The following is a 22,680-nucleotide window of genomic DNA, read 5'->3' as shown; positions in this document are numbered from 1 at the left end:
GCTGCTCCCCGGCCTTCTCAGCGGCAAATCTTGTCGCGGCGCGGCTTTTTCGGCGCCAGCAGATAATCCACCACGCTTTCGTCAACGCAGCTGTCGATGCCGTTCAGCGCCAGCGTATGCCCGTCGCGTTCGCGGGTGATCAGCGGGCTTTTAAAGGCGGCGGCCATCACTTGCGCGTTGCGGTACGGGGTAGTCGGATCGTAGCGCTGGGCAACGAACAGCAGCGGCGGCAACGCGGCGGACGCCACCGGGGTGTGCGGCCGATCTTTGCCGCGGTACGGCCACAGATCGCACATTTCCAGCGGGTATTCGTGCAGCGGCAGATAGTGGGCATACAAAGCGGCGGTATTGATCTCCTGCCGCTGCCGGCGCAACTGCTGCGGATCGGCCGTCGGGTTGGCGACGTCGGCGCAGGTGATGACGTTCAGGGCGTCATCGGCATCCGGCGAATAGCTTTCGTCGATCAGATCGGAAACCTGCTGCCCGGCGATGCCGGCATCGAGCTGGCGCAGCACGGTGGCCAGCTCATGCCAGCGCTCCGGCCACAGCAGCAGCGAACGCGTGACCGTCAACACGTCGTCGGCGGAGATTTCATAGCCTGCCGCAGTGACGAACGGCTGCTCGTGCAGCTTGCGCAGCAAGGCGTGATAGCGCTGCAGCGCCTGATTGGCGCCGCCGCCCAGCTGACAGCTGTCGGTTTTACCGCAGTAGGCGGCGAAGCGCAGGAAGCTTTGCTGGAAACCCCGTTCCTGGTTCAGCCGCTGGGTGAAATCGTCCTCAGCCAGGTCCACCACCCCGTCGAGCACCAGCGCGCGCGTTTTCTTCGGAAAACGCTCGGCATACAGCGCCGCCACCTTGGTGCCGTAAGAGTACGCCACCGCCGTCAGCCCTGGCTCGCCCAGCGCGTGGCGGATCGCATTCAGATCGTTGACCGCTTCGTCGGTGCCGATATGTTGCAGCACGTCCGCGCCGGTCTGTTTGATGCAGGCGGCAATCAGGGCGCGCGTCTGGTTCTCCGCGCCGGCCACGTCGTTGTCGTCCGGTTCAGGGCGTTCGTCACCTTCGGCCAGCTGGCAGGAGATTTTCGGCGTCGATTGGCCGACGCCGCGCGGATCGTAACCGATGATGTCGTAGGATTTACGCAGCCTGGCGACGTGGGCGTCGTTGCCTAAATAGGGGTTGATGCCCGGCAGGCCCGGCCCGCCGCTGATCGTCACCACGCTGCCCTTTTTCGGCCCGGTGGCGGGCAGCAGGGTCAGCGCCAGGCGCACGGTCTGTTCGCCCGCCTGCACGGTATGAGCGGGCGGCGTGGCGTACGCCAGCGGCACCTCGAGATAGCCACAGCGCAGCCCCGGCGGCGGCGCCTCATCGAACCAACGCTGAAAGCCGCTGTTGAGACAAGATTGCCAACGAATGCCGTTTCCGGCCGCCGCCCCGTGGAGCGCAGGCTTAGCCTGAGCGGGCAACGCGGCGGCAGTCGCGGCGAGCAGCGCCAGAATACGCAGTACTGACATGGGGAGTCCTTTCAACTCAACGAATCGGTCAAAGGGTAACGGTACCCGGTTAAACCGCTAGCCAATAGAACACAAAAAGCCGCGCGGGTGAAGCCGTCACCGCGCGCCCGGCAAGACTTTTCTCTGCTCGGATTGCTCTTATAACGCACAGAATGCTGCAAAAAACGTCGTTTGCCTGCTAGGCTTAGGGTTCATTATCCCACAAGGAACAGGAGAGCAGCATGTTTGGAAAAGCGGAAGACAAAGCCAATGAAGCCGCAGGCGCGGTAGAAGAAGCGTTCGGCAAAGCCGTTGATTCGCCGGAGCATCAGGTGCGCGGCGCGGCGCGCAAATACGCCTCCCAGGCCAGCTATGCCGCCCGAGACGCCGCGGACAGCGTAAGAACGCAGGTGGAAGCCAACCCGCTGGCCGGCGTGGCCGTTGCGGCGGCGGTCGGCATCGTTTTCGGCTTCCTGCTGGGACGCAAATAAGCGGCGAACGCGCCGCTCGACAACAGGCCCGTTACGGGCCTTTTTTTCGCCTGTGTGCAAACTTTCATCTATCACAGCCATCGCTTAAAAAAACCAACGCCTTCAACTACGATTAGTTTGTGACCAGAGCGAGGCTCTGCGATCCGACGGATAACCCTATGAGGATTATCACCATTATCCATGCTGTTTAAGCCGCTCTCCTTCACGCGGCTAAGAAAGGTTGATTATGGCTCGCACCACCCCTATCGAACGTTACCGCAATATCGGCATCTCCGCGCATATCGATGCCGGCAAGACCACCACCACCGAGCGGATTCTGTTTTACACCGGGGTCAGCCACAAGCTGGGTGAAGTGCATGACGGCGCGGCGACCATGGACTGGATGGCGCAGGAACAGGAGCGCGGCATCACCATCACCTCGGCGGCCACCACCTGCTTCTGGAACGGCATGCAGCATAACTATCCGCAGCACCGCATCAATATCATCGATACCCCCGGGCACGTCGATTTCACCATTGAAGTGGAACGCTCGATGCGCGTGCTGGACGGCGCCGTGATGGTCTATGACTCGGTGGGCGGCGTGCAGCCGCAGTCGGAAACCGTCTGGCGCCAGGCCAACAAGTACAAGGTGCCGCGGCTGGCGTTCGTCAACAAGATGGACCGCATCGGCGCGGATTTTTTCCGCGTGCGTAAAATGATGATCGAGCGCCTGAAAGCCAACCCGGTGCCGATCGTTATCCCCATCGGCGCCGAAGACCGCTTCAGCGGCGTGGTGGATCTGGTGCGGATGAAAGCCATTCTGTGGGACGAAGCCTCGCAGGGCATGAACTTCAGCTTCGAAGAGATCCCGGCCGACCTGCGCGAATCGGCGCAGGAGTGGCGTGAAAACATGATTGAAGCGGCCGCCGAAGCCTCGGAAGAACTGATGGAGAAATACCTCAATCAGGTGCCGCTGAGCGAAGAGGAGATCGTCCACGGGCTGCGGGTGCGCACCGTCGCCGGTGAAATCCAGCCGATGCTGTGCGGCTCGGCGTTCCGCAACAAAGGGGTGCAGCGCATGCTGGACGCGGTGATCGAGCTGATGCCCTCGCCGCTCGATGTGCCGCCGATGGAAGGCCACGGCGAACACGATGAAATCATCACCCGCAAAGCAGACGACAACGAAAAGTTCTCGGCGCTGGCGTTCAAGCTGATGACCGATCCGTTCGTCGGCCAGCTGACCTTCGTGCGCGTCTACTCCGGGGTGCTGGCCAAAGGCAGCAGCGTTTACAACCCGATCAAAGGCAAAAAGGAGCGCATCGGCCGCATCGTGCAAATGCACGCCAACGATCGTAAGGACATCGACGAGCTGCACGCCGGCGACATCGCCGCCTGCGTCGGCCTGAAGGACGTCACCACCGGCGATACGCTGTGCGATCCCGGCGCCATCATTACGCTGGAGCGCATGACCTTCCCCGAGCCGGTGATCGCCCAGGCGATCGAGCCGAAAACCAAGGGCGACCAGGAGAAAATGGGCATCGCGCTGCAGCGCCTCTCTTCGGAAGATCCGTCGTTCCGGGTGCGCACCGATGAAGAATCCGGCCAGACCATTATCTACGGCATGGGCGAGCTGCACCTGGAGATTATCGTCGATCGCATGCGCCGTGAATTCGGGGTGGAGACCACCACCGGCAAGCCGCAGGTGTCGTACCGCGAAACCATCCGCAAGCGGGTGGCCGACGTGGAAGGCAAGTTCGTGCGCCAGTCCGGCGGTAAAGGGCAATACGGCCATGTGGTGCTGACCGTCGAGCCGAACGAACCCGGCAAAGGCTTCGAGTTCTTCGATGAGATCAAGGGCGGCGTCATTCCGGGCGAGTTTATCCCGGCGGTGAAAAAAGGCGTGCTCGAGGCGCTGAACAACGGCGTGCTGGCCGGTTATCAGGTAGTGGACGTCAAGGTGCACCTGACCTTCGGTTCTTACCATGACGTCGACTCGTCGGAACAGGCGTTTCGCATGGCGGCGATCTTCGGCTTCAAGGAAGCTTGCCGTCTGGCGGATCCGGTGATCCTGGAGCCCATCATGTCGGTGGAGGTGGAAGCGCCGGAGGATTACGCCGGCAACGTGATGGGCGATCTCTCCTCACGCCGCGGTCTGGTGCAGGGCATGGAAGAGATCCCGGGCGGCGGCGGCAAGGAAATGCGCGCCAAGGTGCCGCTGTCCGAGATGTTCGGCTACTCGACCACCCTGCGTTCGATGTCGCAGGGCCGCGCCACCTACACCATGGAATTCAGCCACTACGCCGAAGCGCCGCGCAACGTGGCCGAAGAGATCATTCACCACAGCAAGCGTTAACCCTCACGCCCGCCGCCACGGCGGGCGTCACCTCGGATTGTCCTCCAGCGCCACCACCACCACCACCACCGGTTGCGGCTTGATGCGCATGGCGTACACCACGCCGGCGATCAAACAGACGATGCCTGCCAGCGTCAGCAACGGCGGCCAGGCCTGGCGCAGCAGAAAGGTATACGCCAACCCCGCCAGAATTTCGAACACGATGAGCGGCCCCACCAACACCGTCGGCAGCCGCTGGCTGGCTTCGTTCCAGCACAGCGCCCCCAGCCAGGAGCAGAACACGCCGATGATCAGCATCAGTGGAATAAACACCTCGGGGCGCGGGCCGAACGGCAAGGCGAACGCCGGCTCGCTCAATGCCAATTGGCCGCAGACTGCCAGATAGCCCAGCAGCGCCAGCGGCAGCGTCACCAGCCCCTGCGCCGTGGCCCAGGTGGCCGGCCGCTGCGTCGGATTCTCCCGCAGCCAGCGTGAATTGCGCAGCGGGAACCAGGTCCAGCACGCCACCGCCAACACGGCCAGCCCAAGACCGCTGAGATAGCGCCAGCCGTCGATCGATACCGCATTGCCGCGCAGCTCGGCGACGTTCACGCACGCCAATCCACAGACGATCAGCAGCAGCGCCGGCGCCAGCTTGCTCCAGGCCAGGCGCCCGTCGTGCCGGCCGTAAAACAGGTTGGCGCAGATGGCGATCACCACCGGCAAGGTGCCGATGATCATGGTCGAGACCGGTGCGCCGGTGCGCTGAATGGCGCTGGCCAGGCACAGGTAGTACAGCAGATTGCCGATGGCTGTCAGCTTGAGCGCTTCCAGCCAATCCTGGCGCCGCAGCTTGCGCAGGCGGCGGCGATCAAACCAGGCCAGCGGCAAGGTAATCAGCCCAAAGGCCAGATAGCGCCCGGTGGACTGCAGCGCGGCGGGATAGTCCGGCACCAGCAGCGGGCCGACGAAAATCAGTCCCCACATCAGCCCGGCGGCCAGGGCAAACACAACGCCAATGAACATAACGACTCCGACAAACGGCCGGCGCGGCCAACCCGCCCGACAAGACAGCGGCAGAGTAACGAAAACGCGGGGAGGAATGATTGTAGCAGGTTGCTGTTTTAGCCCAATTTCACCTGTTTCTGGAAACGCACCGGCGTGACGCCGTAACGGTTAGCGAACGCGCGCGTCAGGTGCGCCTGATCGGTCAACCCCGCCGCCGCCGCCACCTGTGCGGCGGGCATGCCGCGCTCCAGCATGCGTTTAGCCTGCGACAGCCGGATCGCCATCAGCATCTGCTGCGGAGAGACGTGATATTCGGCCTTGAACTTGCGCTGGAAATGGTACGGGCTGAGCGAGACCAGATCGGCCAGTTGGTGGAGGGTTACGGCCTCGGCGTAATTATCGTGCAGGTAGCTTTTCACCACCTCGAAACGGTGCGCCGCCTCGGCTTTCTCTCGTTGACCGGTGCGGATATGCGGTTGCAGCAACTCGACGGCCTCCAGCAGCAGGCCGTCGAGCGTGAGCGGATCGTCGGTTTGCCACAGCATGGCGAGAATGGCGGACAGGCGCTGCGCCGCCCGCGGATCGTGGCGCACCGCATCAGTAAACCACTGGCTCCGATCGCCGGACAGCTGCTCCAGCGCCTCGGGCGCCAGATAGAGCATGCGGTAACACCAACCGCCCGGCGTTTCGGCTTCGCCGGTGTGCAGCTCGTCCGGGTTCATCAGTACCAGCGCGCCCGGCGCCGCCAAATGCTGCGCCCCGCGATAGCGAAAACGCTCCGCCCCGGTATCCACGGTGCCGATGGCGAAGGCGTCATGGGTATGCGGCTCGAAGGCATAGCGCTCAATGTGCGCCTGATAGAGTTCGACGCCGGGCAGATGCGACAAATGCCGGAACTGCGCGCAATCCTTCTCGAACGGAAACTGTTGTGGAACCCCTTGCACCCGACCTCCTCATCCGTGCTGACAATCTGCTCAGCATAGCCAAAACATCGCCGATTGAGTAGCCGCCCTGGTCCTTTCGTGCCCCTCGCCTGGACGATCGCCGCCATTCGGCGTAGGGTTAAGGTCCCTGTCCCATTCAGGCGCGCCGCATCGCAAAACTCAGCGGCCCCTGACCACTCCGTAAACAAGAGGCAACAATGTATCCGGATACTCAACTGTATATCGATGGACAATGGCGCAACGCGCTGGCCGGGAAAACCCTGCCTGTCACCAACCCCGCCAGCGACGAGGTCATCGGTCAGGTGGCGCACGCCGCCACAGAGGATCTCGATCTGGCGCTGGCCGCCACCGAGCGCGGATTTAACCTCTGGCGCAACACCGCCGCACACCAGCGCGCCAACCTGATGCGCAAAGCCGCTGCGCTGCTGCGCGAACGCGCCGACGCCATCGCCGCCATCATGACGCAGGAACAGGGCAAACCGGTGGCGCAGGCCAAGATTGAAATTCTCAACGCCGCCGACGTTATCGACTGGTTCGCCGGCGAAGCCAGCCGCACCTACGGGCAGATCATTCCGTCCCGCGCCCGCGACGTGCAGCAGCAAACCCTGAAACTGCCGGTCGGCCCGGTGGCCGCCTTCACGCCGTGGAACTTCCCGATTAACCAGATCGTGCGCAAGCTGTCCGCCGCGCTGGCGGCGGGCTGTTCCATCATCGTCAAAGGCCCGGAAGAAACCCCGGCCTCCCCGGCAGAGCTGATCAAAGCCTTCGCCGACGCCGGTATCCCAGCCGGGGTGATCGCGCTGGTGTACGGCACCCCGGCGGAAATCTCGGAATACCTGATCCCGCATCCGACCATTCGCAAGATCTCCTTCACCGGCTCCACCCGCGTGGGCAAACATCTGGCGGCGCTGGCCGGCCAGCATATGAAAAAGGCCACCATGGAGCTGGGTGGCCACGCGCCGGTGCTGATCTTTGACGACGCCGATCTCGACGCAGCGGCCAAAGAGCTGGCGCAGTCGAAGTTCCGCAACGCCGGCCAGGTCTGTATCGCCCCGACCCGCTTCCTGATCCAGCAAGGCGTTTATGAAGCCTTCGTGGAGAAATTCACCGCTGCCGTGCGTGAGCTCAAGCTCGGCAACGGGCTGGAAGACGGCGTGACGATGGGCCCGATGGTGCTGGGCCGCAGCGTCGACAATATCGAGGCGCTGGTGCAGGACGCTATCGCCCACGGAGCGAAGGCCAGCACCGGCGGCAAACGCGTGGCGGGCAAAGGCAACTTCTTCGAGCCGACGGTGCTGCGCGACGTGCCGCTGAGCGCGCGCGCCATGTCGGAAGAGCCGTTTGGCCCGGTCGCCCTGCTGCGCCCGTTCGCCACCTACGACGAGGCGATCGCCGAAGCCAACCGCCTGCCGTACGGGCTGGCCGCCTACGCCTACAGCCGCAACATCGCCACCGTCAATGCGCTGGGGCGCGACGTGGAGAGCGGCATGCTGAGCATCAACCACATCGGTTTTGGCCTGCCGGAAACGCCGTTTGGCGGCGTGAAAGACTCCGGTCACGGCACCGAAGGCGGCAGCGAAGCGATCGAATCCTATCTGGAAACCCGCTTCGTCACCGTCGCCGGCCGTTAATCACGTGTCTGATGAATAGCCAAACGCCCCGCAATGCGGGGCTTTTTTTTACTCGCGAGCCAGCTCGAACAGCCGTCGCGCCGCCGGGGTCAACCCCAGCATGTGTATGCAGGCATGCACCATGCCCGGCAACCGTTCGCAGCGTACCGCCACACCCGCCTCACGCAGCCGCTGCGCATACTGTTCGGCCTCATCGCGCAGCGGATCATATTCGCAACTCAGAATGGTGGCCGGCGGTAACCCGCGCAGCGTGGCGGCGTGCAGCGGTTCGCCGTAGGGTTCGCGCCGCTGAGCCAGATACTGCTGCCAACAAAATACCATCGCGTCGCGCGTCAGAAAGTGCCCCTCGACAAACTCGCAATAGCTCTCCGTCGCCATTTCGCGGCTGAGCGCCGGGTACAGCAGCAGTTGGCGCTCGATATGCGGGCCGCCGCGATCCCGCGCCAGCAGCGCGACCGCCGCCGCCAGATTGCCCCCGGCGCTGTCGCCGCCCACCGCCAGGCGCTGCGCGTCGATCCCCAACTGCGGCGCCTGTTGCACCACCCAGCAGAGCGCCTGATAGACATCTTCCAGCGGCTGCGGAAACGGATACTCCGGCGCCAGACGATAGTCGACCGACAGGATCACCCGGCCGGTGGCGTTAGCCAGCGCCTGGCAGGGCTGGTCATACAGCGACAGCGAACCGAGGCACCAGCCGCCGCCGTGGGCGAACAGCATCGCCGGTTGTGCGGCAGCGCGCCTTTCCCCCGCCGGTAGATAGGCGCGCAGCGCAATCCGGTGCCCATCGGTGGCGACCACCGTATAGTCCCTGACGCCGCCGCTCGGTGCCGCCTCGCCCTGCAGCAGACGCAAACCGGTTTCCGTGGCCGCCCGCATGTCCGCCAGCGACGCGGGCGGCGGCACATCGGCCGATGCCGTCAAAAAGGCGGCGATGCGTTCATCAAGCGGCATGCTGTTCTCCCGCCAGGAACGGTGTAATCAATGCGATAAACGCTTCATGACACTCCTCGGTGATGAAATGGCCGCAGCCGGCGACCGTTTCGCCCCGCAGATCGCGCGCATTGCCCTGCAGCGTCGTCAGCGGCGCGTCGCCGGTGGCGTGTTCCGCCCCCACGGTCAGCACCGGCATCGTCAATGGCGTGGCGGCGCGCACTCGGTTCTGGCGAACGGTCTCCGGGATCGCCCGGTAATAGTCGAATCCGGCGCGCAGGCCGCCCGGCGCCGAATAGGCGGCGATATAGACCTCAGCCGCCACCCGATCGCGCCGATAAGACCAGCGGTTGAAGATATAGCCAAGATACTCCCGTTCGCGCCCCTGGGTCAGGGTCTCCGGCAAATCCGCCAACTGGTTGAACATGAAATGCCACAGGAAGATGTTCTCCTCCGGCGCGACGAAAATCGGCGGCGGCGGCGCCAGACCGGGGATCACCGCCTCCGTCAGCACCAGGCGCTCCACCGCCTGTGGGAAATCGCTCGCCATGGCGTAACCGACCCACATGCCGATGTCGTGGCCGACCAGTTGGTAACGTTCGTGGCCCAGTTGCGCCATCATCGCGTGCAACGCCGCACCGATGCTGCCGGTGTCGTAACCGCCGACGGGCTTGTCAGAGTCGCCGATGCCCGGCGGATCGACGGCGATCGCCTGAAAACCGGCCGCCGCCAGGGCGCGCATCACATGGCGCCAGGTGTACCAGGTTTGCGGCCAGCCGGGGATCAGCAACACCGGCCGCCCTTCACCGGCTATCACGCAGTGGATACGTTGGCCATTGACCTGGGTATAGACGTGTTCCGCCCCGAGATCCTGCAACAGGATCTCGTTCTCTTGTTGTTTCATGGGGTTAACTCCCTGTGGGGTCAGGCTCAGCGAATGCCGAGCAACGCATTGATCTGCTGAGGATTGACCGGCGCACCGGCGAAGTCATCGAACACTTTGTCGGTGACATGGATGATGCGATCGCGAATGAAGGCCGCGCCTTCGCGCGCGCCGTCCTGCGGATTTTTCAGGCAGCATTCCCACTCCAGCGTCGCCCAGCCCGAATAGCCGTACTGCGTCAAACGGGAAAAAATGCCGTTGAAATCGACCTGACCGTCGCCCAGCGAGCGGAAGCGGCCGGCGCGATCGATCCATGACTGATAACCGCCGTAAATGCCCTGGCGGCCGGTCGGATTGAACTCGGCGTCCTTAACGTGGAACATGCCGATAACCTCTTTATAGATATCGATAAACTCCAGATAGTTGAGCTGCTGCAGCACCATATGGCTCGGATCGAACAGCACCCGGCAACGCGGGTGGTGGCCGACGCGTTCCAGAAACATCTCGTAGGTCACGCCGTCATGCAGATCTTCACTCGGGTGAATTTCGTAGCACAGGTTGATGCCCTGCTCGTCGCAGGCGTTGAGCACCGGCAGCCAGCGTTTGGCCAGCTCGTTGAACGCGGCGTCGATCAATCCTTCCGGGCGCTGCGGGAACGGGAACAGATAGGGCCAGGCCAGTGAACCGGAAAAGGTGCCCAGCTCGCTGAGCCCGAGCCGCGCCGAGGCTTTTACCGCCAGCAGCATTTGCTGCCGCGCCCACTCGCCGCGCGCTTTGGCATCGCCGTGCAGCGCCGGCGGCGCGAAGCTGTCGCACAGCGCATCGTAAGCCGGGTGCACCGCCATCAGTTGGCCGAAAATATGGCTGGTCAGTTCGCTGACCACCAACCCATGCTCCGCCAACATACCGGTCAGATCGTCGCAGTAGGTTTGGCTTTGCGCAGCGGTGGCCACGTCGAATAAACGCCGATCCCAGGCCGGGATCTGCAACGCGCTAAAACCGGTCTGCGCCGCCCACTCGGCAATGGCGGGCAGGCTGTTGAACGGCGCTGTCTCATCGCTGAACTGCGCGAGATGCAGGCTTGGACCTTTGAGGGTTTTCATCGTAAGCTCCAATTAGTTGTCGATTGACAAACAATAGGAGCAAAGCGTGGCGACCGCAAGCGAAATTTATAAAGGCATTGGTATTCCCGCCGATTTAGGCGATCCTATGTCGCTGAATGGCAGGTAAATTGGAGCAGCGAATGGCAGGCAGACCGCGCGAGTTCGATCGCGAACAGGCGCTCTTGAAGGCGCGAAACTTATTTTGGCGGCAGGGTTACGAAGGCACCTCGATGTCGGATCTGGTGGCGGAATTGGGTATTGCTTCCGCGCGCATCTACAAAGCGTTCGGCTCCAAAGAGCAGCTGTTCCGCGAGGCGATCGCCAGTTACGAAACCAAGGAAGGCGGCTTTGCCGATCGCGCCTTCGCGCAGGAAAGCGGCATTCGCCCGGCGCTCAAACGCCTGCTGGAAGATGCCGTGCGGCTCTATAGCCGGCCGGATCTGCCGCAGGGCTGCATGGTGGTCTCCTCCGCCGCCAGCGTCAGCGCGGAAAACGACGGACTCAAAGTTTGGCTGGCAGAGCATCGGCTGCAGCGCACGCAGCAGATCGTCGAACGGCTGCGCCAGGCGGTGCAAACCGGCGAACTGCCGGCCGACACCGACGCCGACAGCCTGGGGGACTATTTCGCCGTCTTCTTGCACGGCCTGTCGATTCAAGCGCGTGACGGCGTCACAGAAGCGCGGTTATTGGCGGCGATGAACGTGGCGCTCAGGGCATTGGGCAACCGCGCCTAATCGATTCTTGAATGCGGTTCAAACTCCGGCGCGTTTTACCTATGGCTGTGGAGGAACCGCGTTTGTGACAAAATCTGCGACGTGAGGATTGGTATTTTCCGGCTTGTGAATCAAAGCAACCTGATACGGGATCTGTTCTCCACTAAGCCGACAAAAAGAAACGTTTGCCCAGCCGCATTTTTGCATGAATTCAGGGACCAGACTGACTCCTAATCCCGAAGCAACAAGGCCGACTATCGTTTCCATCTGCACGGCTTGCTGAACAACCTCAGGAGCAAATCCTGCCTTTTCGCAGGCCTCAATGATAGCGCGATAGAGACCTGGCCCTTCCTGCTCGGGAAACAATACCCACGGCTCCCTGGCCAGGGCAGAAAGCGAAAGAACGTCGCTTGTTCCGGCAGGATGTTTACTCGGCATAACGGCAATCAGCGGGCAGCTAAAAAATGGATGGCAAGACAGTTTCGGTATGGCGTATTCAGGAACAGGTAAAACCGCAATGCCAATATCAAGCGTGTCTTCCAAAAGGCTCACAACCTGTCGCGCGGTGGTCATTTCTTTCAGTTCAAGGACGACCTCCGGACAGGAAAAGTGAAAACGGGCGACTATTTCGGGAAGCAGATGTCTGACGGCGGAAGCGACAAAACCGATGCGCAAAGCCCCCGTCATTCCCTGGCCGGCGCGTCGTGTCAGCAACATCGACCGTTCCATCTGCATCAGCGTCGCAGCCGCTTCTTTCTGTAACACTTTGCCTGCCGGCGTCAGTGCCGTTATACGATTAGTTCGTTCAAAAAGCCGGGTGCCCAACGTCTCTTCCATATGACGGATCGCAGCGGTAAGGGGCGGCTGAGCCATATGCAGGCGCTCTGCCGCTTTCCTGATATTCATGGTCTCCGCAACAGCAAGAAACTGGCGAAGCTGACGCAGGGTGAGCATATCGCGATACCTTAAACGTATTAAGAAAGCCTCACGATAGTATTAGACACACAAGCAAGGCCGCCAGAAGATGCTTTCTGTATATATTCGCGGAGCAGAAATAACAATGAGCATACTCAGATCGTTGTCACTGACTTACCGAAGCCTAAATATGTTGCTGGCCCTCCTTGTGATGTCGGCATCACCCACACTGGCTGCATCGAAAGAAAATGAAATCTCCGCGCCGATAAAGCGAACAGACAGGTACATTGTGCTTGCGGACGGAGAGCAACTCCATGTCAGGGAAGTCCGCCTGAAATCTGAAGGCAAGATACCGCAACCGCCTGTGCTGCTGATTCATGGCGCGCGGGTTCCCGGCCTCGCCTCCTTTGACTTGCCTGTCAAAGGCGGCTCTCTGGCGGCAGATCTGGCATTTGCAGACTTTCGAGTGTACATCCTCGATCTGCGGGGGTATGGGCTATCCAGCCGCCCGGCCGCGATGAATAGCCCCCCAGACCAATCGGCGCCTTTAATCCGCACTGCGGATGCCGTGGCCGATATCGCTCACGCCGTGCAGGCTATTCAGGCGTGGAGCGGCGCCCCTCGCGTTAACCTCCTGGGATGGGCGACGGGAGGACACTGGGCGGGCGCTTATGCGGCCCAATACCCACAGAATGTGGAACGACTGGTGCTCTATAACACGCTTTATGGCGGAACCACCCACCACCCGCTGCTGGGCCAGGGATCGCCGCTGGACGATCCTCAAAACCCGGGACATTTCAACGCAGCCAAATTTGGCGGCTGGAACCTGAGCACGCGGGACAGTCTGTTTGTTGCCTGGGATAACAGCATTCCCGTGGCGGATAAAACACAGTGGCGTGATGAGACAGTTAAACGCGCTTACGGTGATGCCGCACTGGCATCGGACAACACCTCGCAGCGCAGAACGCCACACAGCTTCCGCGCACCGACCGGTGCAATGGCTGACAGCTTTGAACTGGCGATGGGCAGAAAACAGTGGTCGGCAACCGCCTTAACCACCGTTCCCGTATTGGTTGTTCGCTCGGAGCGGGATTTCTGGAGCCGGCCCGAGGATGTTGACGCCATCATGAAAGATGCCCCTTCAGCCGAAAAGCTGGTCATTCCTGAAGCAACACATTTTGTCCATCTCGATAGGGATAACGCCGGCAGACAACGCTTTCTCCAGGGCGTTGTCAGATTTCTGGCGCAGCCTCAGCCCAACGACGGCGCTTGATCTTCCGGCAGATCGACAATCACCAGCGTGCCTTCGCTGCCCGGCAACACGCGGTGCGGCACGCCGGCCGCGGCCTGATACAGCTGCCCGGCCCGCACCACCACTTCTTCCCCCGCCACCTGCAGCCGCAGGCGGCCGCTGATCACCAGCAACCCTTCGCTGTAATCATGCACTTCATCCGCAATGCTGCGCGCATCCATACGCAGCACTTTGATATTGGCCGCACCGACGCGGCCCAGCACGGCGGAACGCCAGGCCTCGGGCAGTTCGGCCGCCTGCTGGTTTAAATCGAACAGCATCGTCATCCCCAGTTGCATGAAAAAACGCACTCTAGCCTGATTCTGTGCCACAGGGAAAGACGCTTTGGTTGCAGGTTATGACCGTTGGTTCTGAGGCGAGATGCGCCGGATGAACGCTTAAGACAGCAGCGCCGCGGCCTCCCGATCGGCGATAATCAACAGGTCCGGATGCAACATCAAAATGCTGGCGGGCACTGCGGCGTCGACAGGGCCGGTGACAATGCGCCGCAAAATGTCCGCTTTGTGCGAACCGTTGACGATCAGCACCAGCTTTTTGGCGGCCATCACGCTCGCAGGCCCCAGGGTGACGTAATGATCGGGCAGCCATTCAGTGCGGCCGCCCACCTCTTTGAGCAAAATGTCCGCCATATCCGGCCTGGCGGAAACCGGCACCCGACAAGTGCGGTCTTCGAAGGCAGTGGTGCCCGGCAGATTGCCGCAGAAATGCCCGTCCGCTCCGACGCCCATCACGATTGCATCCAGCCCGCCATCCTCGGCGATACGCCGATCGTGCTGGAGGTAGTTGTCCGAATTCAAGACGTGCAGTTGCCGCTCGGGGATCGCCGCCGGGCCGAAGAACATACGGTGCAGATTCTCCATGGTGACGCCATAGCCCAATCGGCCGGCGTAAGGAATTTCATCGAAATTATAGTAATGCACGTTGGCGAATTCCGCGTGGCCCTTGACGCGCGGAGCCAACAACTCATACATCCGTTTAGGCGTCGAGCCGGCGGTGATAGCCAGATTGACGCGCTGCGGGCGCAGCATGTAACTCAACAACAGGCTGGCGGCCAGCTCACTCATTTCCTGGTAGTCATTAGCGACGACAAGTTTCATTCCCTTCTCCTTTTGCAAAAAAAAAACCTAACCGCCCATCCGGCCATGTTCGATGCCGGGAGAGAAGTTAGGTTTTGCCTGATCGCGTCAGTAACAATCCGTTTCTTGTCAGGTTATGGCGGCCAGGAATGAAATGCAATCTGCACGGTGTGATAGGCGCCGCAGTTGTGACATTTCTTTTCTTGCCGGCTATCAAGCCGCGCAAATCGCCGCGCCAGGCTGGGCGGTTCGAAGGTTCCGCGCCGCCATGGCCAAACGGCGCTTAATCCCCTCGGCTTTCCGCCGCCTCACGGCGCAGCCACTGCCGCAGATTTTCGCCTTCCTGCGACAGTTCACTGTCCAGCCGAGCGCACAGGTAATAATCGCGGCCGTCGTCGATCGGCAGATCGAACATTTTGATCAACTCACCGCTCTCAAGGTAGTGGGCGATTAACGGTTCACGCATCAACGCGCACCCTAACCCCGCCTGCACCGCCGCCAACGTCAACAATCCATCCTCGAACATCGGGCCGATACTGCGCAGCGGGCGCTTGACGCCGGCCTGCTGAAACCATTGCATCCAGGTATTGCGCTCCTCGTCGTGCAGCAGCGGCAGCGTCGCCAGCTGATCCGGCGTATCGAGCAGACCGTGCAGTTTACTGAATGCCCGGCTGCACACCGGCACCATTTTTCCGGACATCAGCTTCTCGCTGCGATAGCCGGTCCACTGCCCGACCCCGAAGCGGATCGACAGATCGGCGGCGTCGCTCAGGTAATTGCGGTGGTTGGCGTAGACCACATTGATGTCGATATCCGGATTTTCACGCAGAAAACCGCGCAGCCGCGGAATGAACCAGCCCATGCCGAACAGCGGGATCAGGCTGATGGTCACCTGCCGCGACGCGGATTGTTCACGCACGTGTTCGGTCGCCTGGCGCAGCACGTTGAACGCCGAGCGAATCGAACGGTAGTACTCCCGCCCCTCGCTGCGCAGCACCAGGTTGCGCCCCTGCCGTTCGGTCAACGGCATCTGCAAAAATGCCTCCAGCGTTTTGAGTTGATGACTGACCGCCGAAGGCGAAATCATCAGCTCGTTAGCCGCCGCGCTGATGCCACCCAGGCGCGCGATGGCCTCGAACGCCCGCACGGCGCGCAGCGGCGGATCGTTCGGCAGCATCGGCAATGGCTCATCGTACTGTTCTGTTTTTTTCATATATTGACTGTTTTTGGGAAATCGACACTGAAGGAATGGATTCAATATACATAAAAATCAATGCATTAAAATCACTCGTTTTTTGTATAAGAAAGTATTTTTCCGTATTTTACAATTTTTTTAAATTCTCTACTGTGAGCCTCTGACTCATTATCTCCGGACTCTCCTTATGGATACGCTGGTACAGCAAACCGTCAACGGTTTGATGCTCGGCAGCATTTATGCGCTGATCGCGCTCGGCTACACCATGGTGTACGGCATCCTGCGCATCATCAACTTCGCGCACGGCGACGTGCTGATGGTCGGGGCGCTGAGCGCGCTGTCGACGATAAGCGTGTTGCAACACCACTTTCCCGCGTTATCGCCCTACGCCACGCTGCTGCTGGCGGCCCTGTTCGCCATGGCGGTCTGCGCCATCACCTCGATGGCGATCGAGCGTCTGGCCTATCGCCGGTTGCGTAATGCACCGCGCCTGGCCCCGCTGATCAGCGGCATCGGCGTCTCGCTGCTGTTGCAAACCCTGGCGATGCTGATCTGGTCACGCAATCCCCTGATGTTTCCGCAGCTGTTGCCGATGACGCCCATCGCCCTGACCGCAGGCAGCGCCGAACATGCGCCGGCGGTGATCACCGGCACGGCGATCGTCACGCTGGCGGTGGCCGTAGCGGTGATGGCCGGCCTCTGGCTGCTGGTCGAACACAGCCGTTTCGGCCGCGCCATGCGCGCCACGGCGGAAAACCCGCAGGTCGCCGGCCTGATGGGCATCAGTCCTGACCGCATCATCGTTCTGACCTTCGCGCTCGGCGGCGCGCTGGCGGCGGTCGCCGGCATCATGATGGCCAGCAACTACGGCAACGCCGGTTTCTCGATGGGCTTTCTGCCCGGCATCAAGGCGTTTACCGCCGCCGTGCTCGGCGGCATCGGCAACCTGCGCGGCGCGATGCTCGGCGGATTGCTGCTGGGGCTGTTCGAATCGCTGGGCACCGGCTATCTCGGCGAGTTGACCGGCGGCTTGTTCGGCAGCAACTACCAGGACGTGTTCGCGTTTCTGGTGCTGATCGCCGTGCTGGTTTTCCGCCCCTCCGGGCTGTTGGGCGAACGCATCGCCACGCGCGCATAAGGACATCATGATGACCGTTTTGACTCCCCCCGCTCCTCTGGCCAGGCCGCGTCGCGCCGGGCTGGGGCTGACGTTGTTCATTCTCGCCCTGCTGCTGGCGCCCTGGGTGGCGGGTGCCGCCGGCGGCAACTATTGGGTGCGCGTTGTCGACTTCGCCTTGCTGTACCTGATGCTGGCGCTCGGGCTGAACATCGTGGTGGGCATGACCGGATTGCTGGACATGGGCTTTATCGCTTTTTACGCCGTTGGCGCCTATCTGGCCGCGCTGCTGTCGTCACCGCATCTGACGCAGCAGTTCCCGCTGCTGCTGCAGTGGTTCCCCGACGGACTGCATCTGTCGATGCTGTGGCTGATCCCGCTGGCGGCGCTGCTGGCGGCGGCGTGCGGCATCCTGCTCGGCGCGCCGACGCTGCGGCTGCGCGGCGATTATCTGGCGATCGTCACGCTGGGCTTTGGCGAGATCGTGCGCATTCTGATGCGCAACCTGGATCGCCCGGTCAACCTCACCAACGGCCCCAAAGGCATTTCCGGCGTCGATCCGGTCAGCCTGTTCGGCCTGAAGTTTTCCGGCATGCATGAGTGGTTCGGCGTGCGTTTTTCCGGCCTGTACCTGTATTACTACCTGTTCGCCGCGCTGCTTCTGGCGATCCTGTTTATCAGCCTGCGGCTGCAGAATTCGCGCATTGGCCGCGCATGGACGGCGATCCGCGAAGACGAGGACGCCGCGCGGGCGATGGGCATCAACACCCGCAACTTCAAGCTGCTGGCCTTCGCCATCGGCGCCACCTTCGGCGGCGTGGCCGGCGCGCTGTTCGCCGCGTTTCAAGGCTTCGTGTCGCCGGAATCCTTCACCCTGCAGGAATCGATCGCCGTACTGGCGATGGTGGTGCTCGGCGGTATGGGGCACATCCCCGGCGTGATCCTGGGCGCGCTGCTGCTGGCCGCCCTGCCGGAGCTGCTGCGCAGCAGCATGGGGCCGCTGCAGCAGGCGCTGTTCGGCCAGGTGCTGATCGACCCGGAAATCATCCGCCAACTGTTCTACGGCCTGGCGCTGATCCTGGTGATGCTGTATCGCCCAGCGGGCCTATGGCCGGCTCGCCATGCCGGGAGGAACGCCGCATGACGCCGCTGCTCGCTTTAAATCACGTCAGCAAACGTTTCGGCGGCCTGACGGCGGTGGATGACGTCAGCATGAGCATCCGCCAAGGGGAAATCTACGGCCTGATCGGGCCGAACGGCGCCGGCAAAACCACCTGCTTCAACCTGATCACCGGCCTGTATCGCGCCGACGAGGGCGAGTTCAGCCTGTTGGGCCAGCGCTATAAACCGCAGGCCATCGACAAAGTGGCGCAGGCCGGCATCGCCCGCACCTTCCAGAACCTGCGGTTGTTCAACGAAATGAGCGTGCTGGAAAACGTGATGGTCGGCTGCCATGTGCGCACCCGCAACGGCCTGTGGGCGGCGATCGCTCGCCACGGGCGCGCGAAAGAGGAGGAACAGGCGGTGCGCGATAAATCTCATGCGCTGCTGGAGTACGTCGGCATCAGCCAATTCGCCCATTACCGCGCCGGCGATCTCGCCTATGGCCACCAACGCCGTCTGGAGATTGCCCGCGCGCTGGCGACCGAGCCCCGGCTGCTGGCGCTGGATGAACCGGCGGCCGGCATGAACGCCGGTGAAAAAGTGGCGCTGCGCGAGCTGCTGCTGCGCATCCGCGACAGCGGTAAAACGCTGCTGCTGATCGAACACGACGTCAAACTGGTGATGGGTCTGTGCGATCGGCTGACGGTGCTGGATTACGGCAAAGCGATCGCCGGAGGCGAGCCGGCGCAGGTGCGACGTGAACCGGCGGTCATTCAGGCCTATCTGGGAGGCGGCGCGCATGTCTGAAGCCCTGCTGAGCGTTAAACGACTCAAAGTGTCTTATGGCGGCATTCATGCGGTCAAAGGCATCGATTTTATGGTCAACGCCGGCGAACAGGTGACACTGATCGGCGCCAATGGCGCGGGCAAGACCTCCAGCCTGCGAGCGCTGACCGGCCTGCAGCCGTTCGAAGGCGACATCCTGTTCGACGGTTTCTCGATTCGCGGCGTGCCGCCGCACCGGTTGCTGCAACGGGGGCTGGTGATGGTGCCGGAGGGACGCGGCATTTTCACCCGTTTGACGGTGCGGGAGAACCTGCAGCTCGGCGCCTATGCGCGGCGCGACAAATCGGCGGTGCGGCAAGATTTCGAACGGGTGTGCGCCACCTTCCCGCGGCTGAGCGAGCGTCTGCACCAACCGGCCGGGCTACTTTCGGGCGGTGAACAGCAGATGGTGGCGATGGGGCGCGCGCTGCTCAGCCGCCCGCGGTTGCTGATATTGGACGAACCCTCGATGGGGCTGGCGCCGATTGTGGTGGAAGCCATTTTCACGGTCATCAAGCAGTTAGCCCGTGACGGCGTCACGCTACTATTGGTCGAGCAGAACGCCCGCCTGGCGCTGGAGTCCACCGATCGCGCCTATGTGTTGGACAGCGGCAGCCTGAGCCACAGCGGCCGTTCCGCCGACATGCTGGACGATGAAAAAATCAAACAGATCTATTTGGGTGAATAACCGTTGTTTCTTTTAACCGCACCAGGAGTATGACATGCAACAGAACATTCGCATCAAACCGTTGGCGCTGGCTGCCATGACAATGATTCTTAGCCTCCCGGCGCTGGCGGCCGACACCGTGCTGATCGGCCTGGCCGGGCCGCTGACCGGCCCTTCCGCGCGCATCGGCAAAGATCTCGAAAACGGCGCGCAACTGGCGATCGCCGACGCTAACGCGCAGAAACCGACGCTGAACGGCAAACCGGTCACCTTCAAACTGGTGTCCGAGGACGACCAGTCCGATCCGCGCACCGCCGTGGCCGTGGCGCAGCGTTTGGTCGACGAAGGCGTCGCCGGCGTGGTCGGCCACTGGAACACCGGCACCAGCATCCCGGCGGCGCGCATCTATCACGACGCCGGCATCGCCCAGGTGGCGCCGGTCGCCACCGGTCACGGCTATACGCAACAAGGTTTTGACACCAGCTTTCGCGTGATGGGCCACGACGACGACGGCGGCAACTACGCCGGGCAATATGCGGTGAAGACGCTGAAAGCCAAGCGCATCGCGGTGATCGACGATCGCACCGCTTTCGGCCAGGGGCTGGCGGACGAATTCATCAAATCGCTGCAGGCCCAGGGCGTGCAGCCGGTTGCCCGTGAATACGTCGATGACAAGACCGTCGATTTCAGCGCCGTGCTGACCACCGTGCGCAGCAAAAACGCCGATCTGATCTTCTTTGGCGGCGTAGATTCCCAGGCGGCGCCGCTGGCGCGCAAACTGAAACAGCTGGGCATGAACGCGCAGCTGATGGGCGCCGGCGGCTTTGTCAGCCAAACCTTCCTGACGCTGGCGCAGCAGGAAGGTGAAGGCGTCGTTGCGTTGGAGCCGGGGCTGCCGCTGGAACAGATGCCGGGCGGCAAGGCGTTTGAGCAAGCCTACCGCGATCGTTACCACACCCACATCGAACTGCATGCGCCCTTCGCCTACGACGCCACCCGAGTGCTGATCGCCGCCATCGAACAGGCCGGCTCGGCCAACCCGGCCGATTATCTGCCGAAACTGCGCGCCATACATTATCAGGGCGTGACCGGCGCCATCGCCTTCGATGCGCAGGGCAACCTGCAACAGCCGAGCTTCACCCTGTATCGGGTGGTTGACGGCAAATGGCAGCCGCAAACCGTGTTGGGCGGCGCCAAACCACAATAAATCAAGAGGAGCAAGGCGATGAGCTGTGCAAACAACGAGTTGGGCATTTTGGCCCGCAGAAAAATCGAGGCGGAGATCATCAAACCGATCTACCAGATCCTGGTGCGTGAAATCGGCAAGGCGCGCGCCCAGGCGGTGATCGGCGAGGCCATCGAGAATGCCGCCATCGCGGCGGGCAAACAGTTCGCCGCTCAGGAACCGAACGGCGCGGATCTGCGCAGCTTCGCCGCCTTGCAGTACCTGTGGGAAAAAGACGATGCGCTGCGCGTCGAGGTGATCAATCAGGACGAACAGCACTTCGACTATAACGTCACCCGCTGCCGCTACGCCGAGATGTATCACGAGATGGGGCTTGGGGAGATCGGCCACCTGCTCTCCTGCGCTCGCGACAGCCAGTTTATCGTCGGCTATGCGCCTGACGTTGAACTGCAGCGCAGCCAGACCATCATGTCCGGCGCCCCCTGCTGCGATTTCCGCTACACCGCTAAAACACCGGGAGAAGATCAATGACGTATCGAGTCAACGGCGAGCGCCTGTGGCAAAGCCTACAGACGATGGCGCAGTTCGGCGCCATCGCCAATAACGGCGTCACCCGGCTGGCGCTGAGTGAAGAAGATCGGCAAGCGCGCGATCAGCTGCGCGCCTGGGCGCTGGAGGCGGGTTGCACCGTACGCGTCGACAAAATGGGCAACATGTTCCTGCGCCGTGAAGGCGCTCGCCCCGAGCTGGCGCCGGTCGTCACCGGCTCGCACGGTGATTCGCAGCCCCGCGGCGGCCGTTTCGACGGCATCTACGGCGTGCTGGCCGGATTAGAAGTTATTCGTACCCTTAACGATCGGCAGATCGCCACCGAACGCGCGATTGAAGTGATCAACTGGACCAACGAAGAAGGCGCCCGCTTCGCGCCGGCGATGATCGCCTCGGGCGTGTTCGCCGGGGTATTCGACCTGGAATACGGCCTGACGCGCCGCGACGAGCACGGCGTCAGCCTCGGCGACGCGCTGGAGCGCATCGGCTACGCCGGCGAGTATCCGGTGGGCGGCGTGCCGATCCACGCCGCCTTCGAGTTGCACATCGAACAGGGGCCGATTCTGGAAGCGGAGCATCTCGACATCGGCGTAGTCACTGCCGCACAAGGGCAGCGCTGGTATGAACTGGAGGTCGTCGGCTTCAGCGCCCATGCCGGCACCACGCCGATGGATCGGCGCCGCGACGCCCTGCTCGGCTTTGCGGCGCTGGTCACGGCGGTCAACCGCATCGGTTGGGATTTCGCGCCCGACGCGCGCGCCACGGTGGGCATGGCGCAAATTACCCCCAATTCACGCAACGTGGTGCCGGGACGCGTCTTTTTCAGCGTCGAATTCCGCCATCCAGAGGAGTCAATTCTGGAGCAGATGGAGCAGCGCCTGCTGACGGCGGTGAACGCCGTCAACGACGGCAGCCTGACCGCGCGCGCCGAGCGCATCTTCCAGTATCCCCCGGTCGCTTTCGATCGGGGCTGCATCGACAGCGTACGTCATGCCGCGCAAGCGTTGGGCTATCGCCATCGCGACATGATTTCCGGCGCCGGCCACGATGCCTGTTACCTTAACCGCGTCGCTCCGACCGCCATGATTTTCATTCCCTGCGTGGACGGCATCAGCCACAACGAGCGGGAAGATATCACCCCCGCCTGGGCCGCCGCCGGCGCCGACGTATTGCTGAACGCCCTGCTGGCGCACGCCGGCGCCTGATCCTCGCCCCGGTTTCTTGCCG

22 protein-coding genes are annotated in these 22,680 nt (G+C 62.4%); 12 read left to right on the top strand and 10 right to left on the bottom strand.

The window, feature by feature from the left end:
- Positions 1–17: 17 nt before the first annotated feature.
- The gene (locus ACOWVD_RS04065; RefSeq protein ID WP_164094925.1) at positions 18–1,514 is read right to left on the bottom strand and encodes an alpha/beta hydrolase; all 1,497 of its coding nucleotides are present in this window, start codon (positions 1,512–1,514) and stop codon (positions 18–20) included.
- Between the two features lie 221 nt (positions 1,515–1,735).
- Here ACOWVD_RS04065 and ACOWVD_RS04060 point away from each other — a divergent pair, with 221 nt between their 5' ends.
- Entirely contained in the window at positions 1,736–1,984 is a 249-nt protein-coding gene (locus ACOWVD_RS04060; protein WP_004938127.1) for a glycine zipper domain-containing protein, read from the top strand.
- Between the two features lie 226 nt (positions 1,985–2,210).
- Positions 2,211–4,316 (top strand): elongation factor G, encoded by a 2,106-nt coding sequence (gene fusA / locus ACOWVD_RS04055; protein ID WP_421105461.1) that lies wholly within the window; start codon positions 2,211–2,213, stop codon positions 4,314–4,316.
- Between the two features lie 27 nt (positions 4,317–4,343).
- Here the strand turns inward: fusA and ACOWVD_RS04050 are convergent, their stop codons facing one another.
- Complete coding sequence (locus ACOWVD_RS04050; protein WP_421105460.1) at positions 4,344–5,321, bottom strand: DMT family transporter; 978 nt, start codon at positions 5,319–5,321, stop codon at positions 4,344–4,346.
- A gap of 98 nt (positions 5,322–5,419) precedes the next feature.
- A complete protein-coding gene (locus tag ACOWVD_RS04045; protein ID WP_164123803.1) occupies positions 5,420–6,247 on the bottom strand; it encodes an AraC family transcriptional regulator in 828 nt (275 codons plus the stop codon).
- 197 nt (positions 6,248–6,444) lie between these two features.
- On the opposite strand from ACOWVD_RS04045, the gene ACOWVD_RS04040 reads away from it, so the two are divergent.
- The gene (locus ACOWVD_RS04040; protein ID WP_164094923.1) at positions 6,445–7,878 is read left to right on the top strand and encodes an NAD-dependent succinate-semialdehyde dehydrogenase; all 1,434 of its coding nucleotides are present in this window, start codon (positions 6,445–6,447) and stop codon (positions 7,876–7,878) included.
- Positions 7,879–7,926: 48 nt separating this feature from the next.
- Here the strand turns inward: ACOWVD_RS04040 and ACOWVD_RS04035 are convergent, their stop codons facing one another.
- The 3 genes from ACOWVD_RS04035 to ACOWVD_RS04025 are packed head-to-tail and all read right to left on the bottom strand — an operon-like array spanning position 7,927 to position 10,794.
- Positions 7,927–8,829: an alpha/beta hydrolase gene (locus tag ACOWVD_RS04035; RefSeq protein ID WP_197763528.1), complete on the bottom strand. Its 903-nt coding sequence runs from the start codon at positions 8,827–8,829 to the stop codon at positions 7,927–7,929.
- The gene (locus ACOWVD_RS04030) at positions 8,819–9,712 is read right to left on the bottom strand and encodes an alpha/beta fold hydrolase (protein WP_176325895.1); all 894 of its coding nucleotides are present in this window, start codon (positions 9,710–9,712) and stop codon (positions 8,819–8,821) included. Before ACOWVD_RS04030 ends, ACOWVD_RS04035 begins: the two co-directional genes overlap by 11 nt.
- A 26-nt stretch (positions 9,713–9,738) precedes the next feature.
- Complete coding sequence (locus ACOWVD_RS04025) at positions 9,739–10,794, bottom strand: sugar phosphate isomerase/epimerase family protein (protein WP_049240922.1); 1,056 nt, start codon at positions 10,792–10,794, stop codon at positions 9,739–9,741.
- Between the two features lie 140 nt (positions 10,795–10,934).
- Between ACOWVD_RS04025 and ACOWVD_RS04020 the strand changes: the two genes are divergently transcribed.
- On the top strand, positions 10,935–11,528 hold the full coding sequence (locus ACOWVD_RS04020) for a TetR/AcrR family transcriptional regulator (protein ID WP_049240921.1): 594 nt from the start codon (positions 10,935–10,937) through the stop codon (positions 11,526–11,528).
- Between the two features lie 39 nt (positions 11,529–11,567).
- Here ACOWVD_RS04020 and ACOWVD_RS04015 read toward each other — a convergent pair whose 3' ends face one another.
- Positions 11,568–12,461 (bottom strand): LysR family transcriptional regulator, encoded by an 894-nt coding sequence (locus ACOWVD_RS04015; RefSeq protein WP_421105459.1) that lies wholly within the window; start codon positions 12,459–12,461, stop codon positions 11,568–11,570.
- A 106-nt stretch (positions 12,462–12,567) separates the two neighbouring features.
- Here ACOWVD_RS04015 and ACOWVD_RS04010 point away from each other — a divergent pair, with 106 nt between their 5' ends.
- The gene (locus ACOWVD_RS04010; protein WP_421105458.1) at positions 12,568–13,695 is read left to right on the top strand and encodes an alpha/beta fold hydrolase; all 1,128 of its coding nucleotides are present in this window, start codon (positions 12,568–12,570) and stop codon (positions 13,693–13,695) included.
- Here the strand turns inward: ACOWVD_RS04010 and ACOWVD_RS04005 are convergent.
- The 3 genes from ACOWVD_RS04005 to ACOWVD_RS03995 form a co-directional block, all read right to left on the bottom strand.
- On the bottom strand, positions 13,674–13,994 hold the full coding sequence (locus ACOWVD_RS04005; RefSeq protein WP_049241068.1) for a cupin domain-containing protein: 321 nt from the start codon (positions 13,992–13,994) through the stop codon (positions 13,674–13,676). The genes ACOWVD_RS04010 and ACOWVD_RS04005 overlap by 22 nt on opposite strands.
- 117 nt (positions 13,995–14,111) lie before the next feature.
- Entirely contained in the window at positions 14,112–14,831 is a 720-nt protein-coding gene (locus tag ACOWVD_RS04000) for a glucosamine-6-phosphate deaminase (RefSeq protein WP_049240918.1), read from the bottom strand.
- A 262-nt stretch (positions 14,832–15,093) separates the two neighbouring features.
- On the bottom strand, positions 15,094–16,023 hold the full coding sequence (locus tag ACOWVD_RS03995; protein ID WP_044031173.1) for a LysR substrate-binding domain-containing protein: 930 nt from the start codon (positions 16,021–16,023) through the stop codon (positions 15,094–15,096).
- Between the two features lie 169 nt (positions 16,024–16,192).
- On the opposite strand from ACOWVD_RS03995, the gene ACOWVD_RS03990 reads away from it, so the two are divergent.
- The 7 genes from ACOWVD_RS03990 (at position 16,193) to ACOWVD_RS03960 (ending at position 22,658) form a co-directional block, all read left to right on the top strand.
- Positions 16,193–17,143 (top strand): branched-chain amino acid ABC transporter permease, encoded by a 951-nt coding sequence (locus ACOWVD_RS03990; RefSeq protein ID WP_421105457.1) that lies wholly within the window; start codon positions 16,193–16,195, stop codon positions 17,141–17,143.
- 10 nt (positions 17,144–17,153) lie between these two features.
- Positions 17,154–18,266: an ABC transporter permease subunit gene (locus ACOWVD_RS03985; protein WP_044031172.1), complete on the top strand. Its 1,113-nt coding sequence runs from the start codon at positions 17,154–17,156 to the stop codon at positions 18,264–18,266.
- A complete protein-coding gene (locus ACOWVD_RS03980; RefSeq protein WP_421105456.1) occupies positions 18,263–19,033 on the top strand; it encodes an ABC transporter ATP-binding protein in 771 nt (256 codons plus the stop codon). Before ACOWVD_RS03985 ends, ACOWVD_RS03980 begins: the two co-directional genes overlap by 4 nt.
- On the top strand, positions 19,026–19,739 hold the full coding sequence (locus tag ACOWVD_RS03975) for an ABC transporter ATP-binding protein (protein WP_015377959.1): 714 nt from the start codon (positions 19,026–19,028) through the stop codon (positions 19,737–19,739). Before ACOWVD_RS03980 ends, ACOWVD_RS03975 begins: the two co-directional genes overlap by 8 nt.
- A 76-nt stretch (positions 19,740–19,815) precedes the next feature.
- Positions 19,816–20,925, top strand: coding sequence for a branched-chain amino acid ABC transporter substrate-binding protein (locus ACOWVD_RS03970; protein ID WP_254901113.1), 1,110 nt, complete (start codon positions 19,816–19,818; stop codon positions 20,923–20,925).
- An 18-nt stretch (positions 20,926–20,943) separates the two neighbouring features.
- Positions 20,944–21,435 (top strand): L-2-amino-thiazoline-4-carboxylic acid hydrolase, encoded by a 492-nt coding sequence (locus ACOWVD_RS03965; protein WP_015377960.1) that lies wholly within the window; start codon positions 20,944–20,946, stop codon positions 21,433–21,435.
- On the top strand, positions 21,432–22,658 hold the full coding sequence (locus ACOWVD_RS03960) for a Zn-dependent hydrolase (RefSeq protein WP_421105455.1): 1,227 nt from the start codon (positions 21,432–21,434) through the stop codon (positions 22,656–22,658). Before ACOWVD_RS03965 ends, ACOWVD_RS03960 begins: the two co-directional genes overlap by 4 nt.
- Positions 22,659–22,680 lie beyond the last annotated feature (22 nt).

Source organism: Serratia sp. SA088 (genome assembly GCF_049065515.1).
In the GTDB taxonomy this organism is placed as follows: domain Bacteria; phylum Pseudomonadota; class Gammaproteobacteria; order Enterobacterales; family Enterobacteriaceae; genus Serratia; species Serratia nematodiphila.
This window is presented reverse-complemented; position numbering and strand designations above follow the sequence as displayed.

Coding starts and splice junctions, on each gene's coding strand:
- ACOWVD_RS04060 (WP_004938127.1), top strand. CDS start 1,736: ATGTTTGGAAAAGCGGAAGACAAAGCCAATGAAGCCGCAGGCGCGGTA.
- ACOWVD_RS04020 (WP_049240921.1), top strand. CDS start 10,935: ATGGCAGGCAGACCGCGCGAGTTCGATCGCGAACAGGCGCTCTTGAAG.
- ACOWVD_RS04005 (WP_049241068.1), bottom strand. CDS start 13,994: ATGCTGTTCGATTTAAACCAGCAGGCGGCCGAACTGCCCGAGGCCTGG.
- ACOWVD_RS03975 (WP_015377959.1), top strand. CDS start 19,026: ATGTCTGAAGCCCTGCTGAGCGTTAAACGACTCAAAGTGTCTTATGGC.
- ACOWVD_RS04050 (WP_421105460.1), bottom strand. CDS start 5,321: ATGTTCATTGGCGTTGTGTTTGCCCTGGCCGCCGGGCTGATGTGGGGA.
- ACOWVD_RS04065 (WP_164094925.1), bottom strand. CDS start 1,514: ATGTCAGTACTGCGTATTCTGGCGCTGCTCGCCGCGACTGCCGCCGCG.
- ACOWVD_RS04015 (WP_421105459.1), bottom strand. CDS start 12,461: ATGCTCACCCTGCGTCAGCTTCGCCAGTTTCTTGCTGTTGCGGAGACC.
- fusA (WP_421105461.1), top strand. CDS start 2,211: ATGGCTCGCACCACCCCTATCGAACGTTACCGCAATATCGGCATCTCC.
- ACOWVD_RS04025 (WP_049240922.1), bottom strand. CDS start 10,794: ATGAAAACCCTCAAAGGTCCAAGCCTGCATCTCGCGCAGTTCAGCGAT.
- ACOWVD_RS04010 (WP_421105458.1), top strand. CDS start 12,568: ATGAGCATACTCAGATCGTTGTCACTGACTTACCGAAGCCTAAATATG.
- ACOWVD_RS04040 (WP_164094923.1), top strand. CDS start 6,445: ATGTATCCGGATACTCAACTGTATATCGATGGACAATGGCGCAACGCG.
- ACOWVD_RS03995 (WP_044031173.1), bottom strand. CDS start 16,023: ATGAAAAAAACAGAACAGTACGATGAGCCATTGCCGATGCTGCCGAAC.
- ACOWVD_RS04030 (WP_176325895.1), bottom strand. CDS start 9,712: ATGAAACAACAAGAGAACGAGATCCTGTTGCAGGATCTCGGGGCGGAA.
- ACOWVD_RS03970 (WP_254901113.1), top strand. CDS start 19,816: ATGACAATGATTCTTAGCCTCCCGGCGCTGGCGGCCGACACCGTGCTG.
- ACOWVD_RS03985 (WP_044031172.1), top strand. CDS start 17,154: ATGACCGTTTTGACTCCCCCCGCTCCTCTGGCCAGGCCGCGTCGCGCC.
- ACOWVD_RS03965 (WP_015377960.1), top strand. CDS start 20,944: ATGAGCTGTGCAAACAACGAGTTGGGCATTTTGGCCCGCAGAAAAATC.
- ACOWVD_RS03990 (WP_421105457.1), top strand. CDS start 16,193: ATGGATACGCTGGTACAGCAAACCGTCAACGGTTTGATGCTCGGCAGC.
- ACOWVD_RS03980 (WP_421105456.1), top strand. CDS start 18,263: ATGACGCCGCTGCTCGCTTTAAATCACGTCAGCAAACGTTTCGGCGGC.
- ACOWVD_RS04035 (WP_197763528.1), bottom strand. CDS start 8,829: ATGCCGCTTGATGAACGCATCGCCGCCTTTTTGACGGCATCGGCCGAT.
- ACOWVD_RS04000 (WP_049240918.1), bottom strand. CDS start 14,831: ATGAAACTTGTCGTCGCTAATGACTACCAGGAAATGAGTGAGCTGGCC.
- ACOWVD_RS03960 (WP_421105455.1), top strand. CDS start 21,432: ATGACGTATCGAGTCAACGGCGAGCGCCTGTGGCAAAGCCTACAGACG.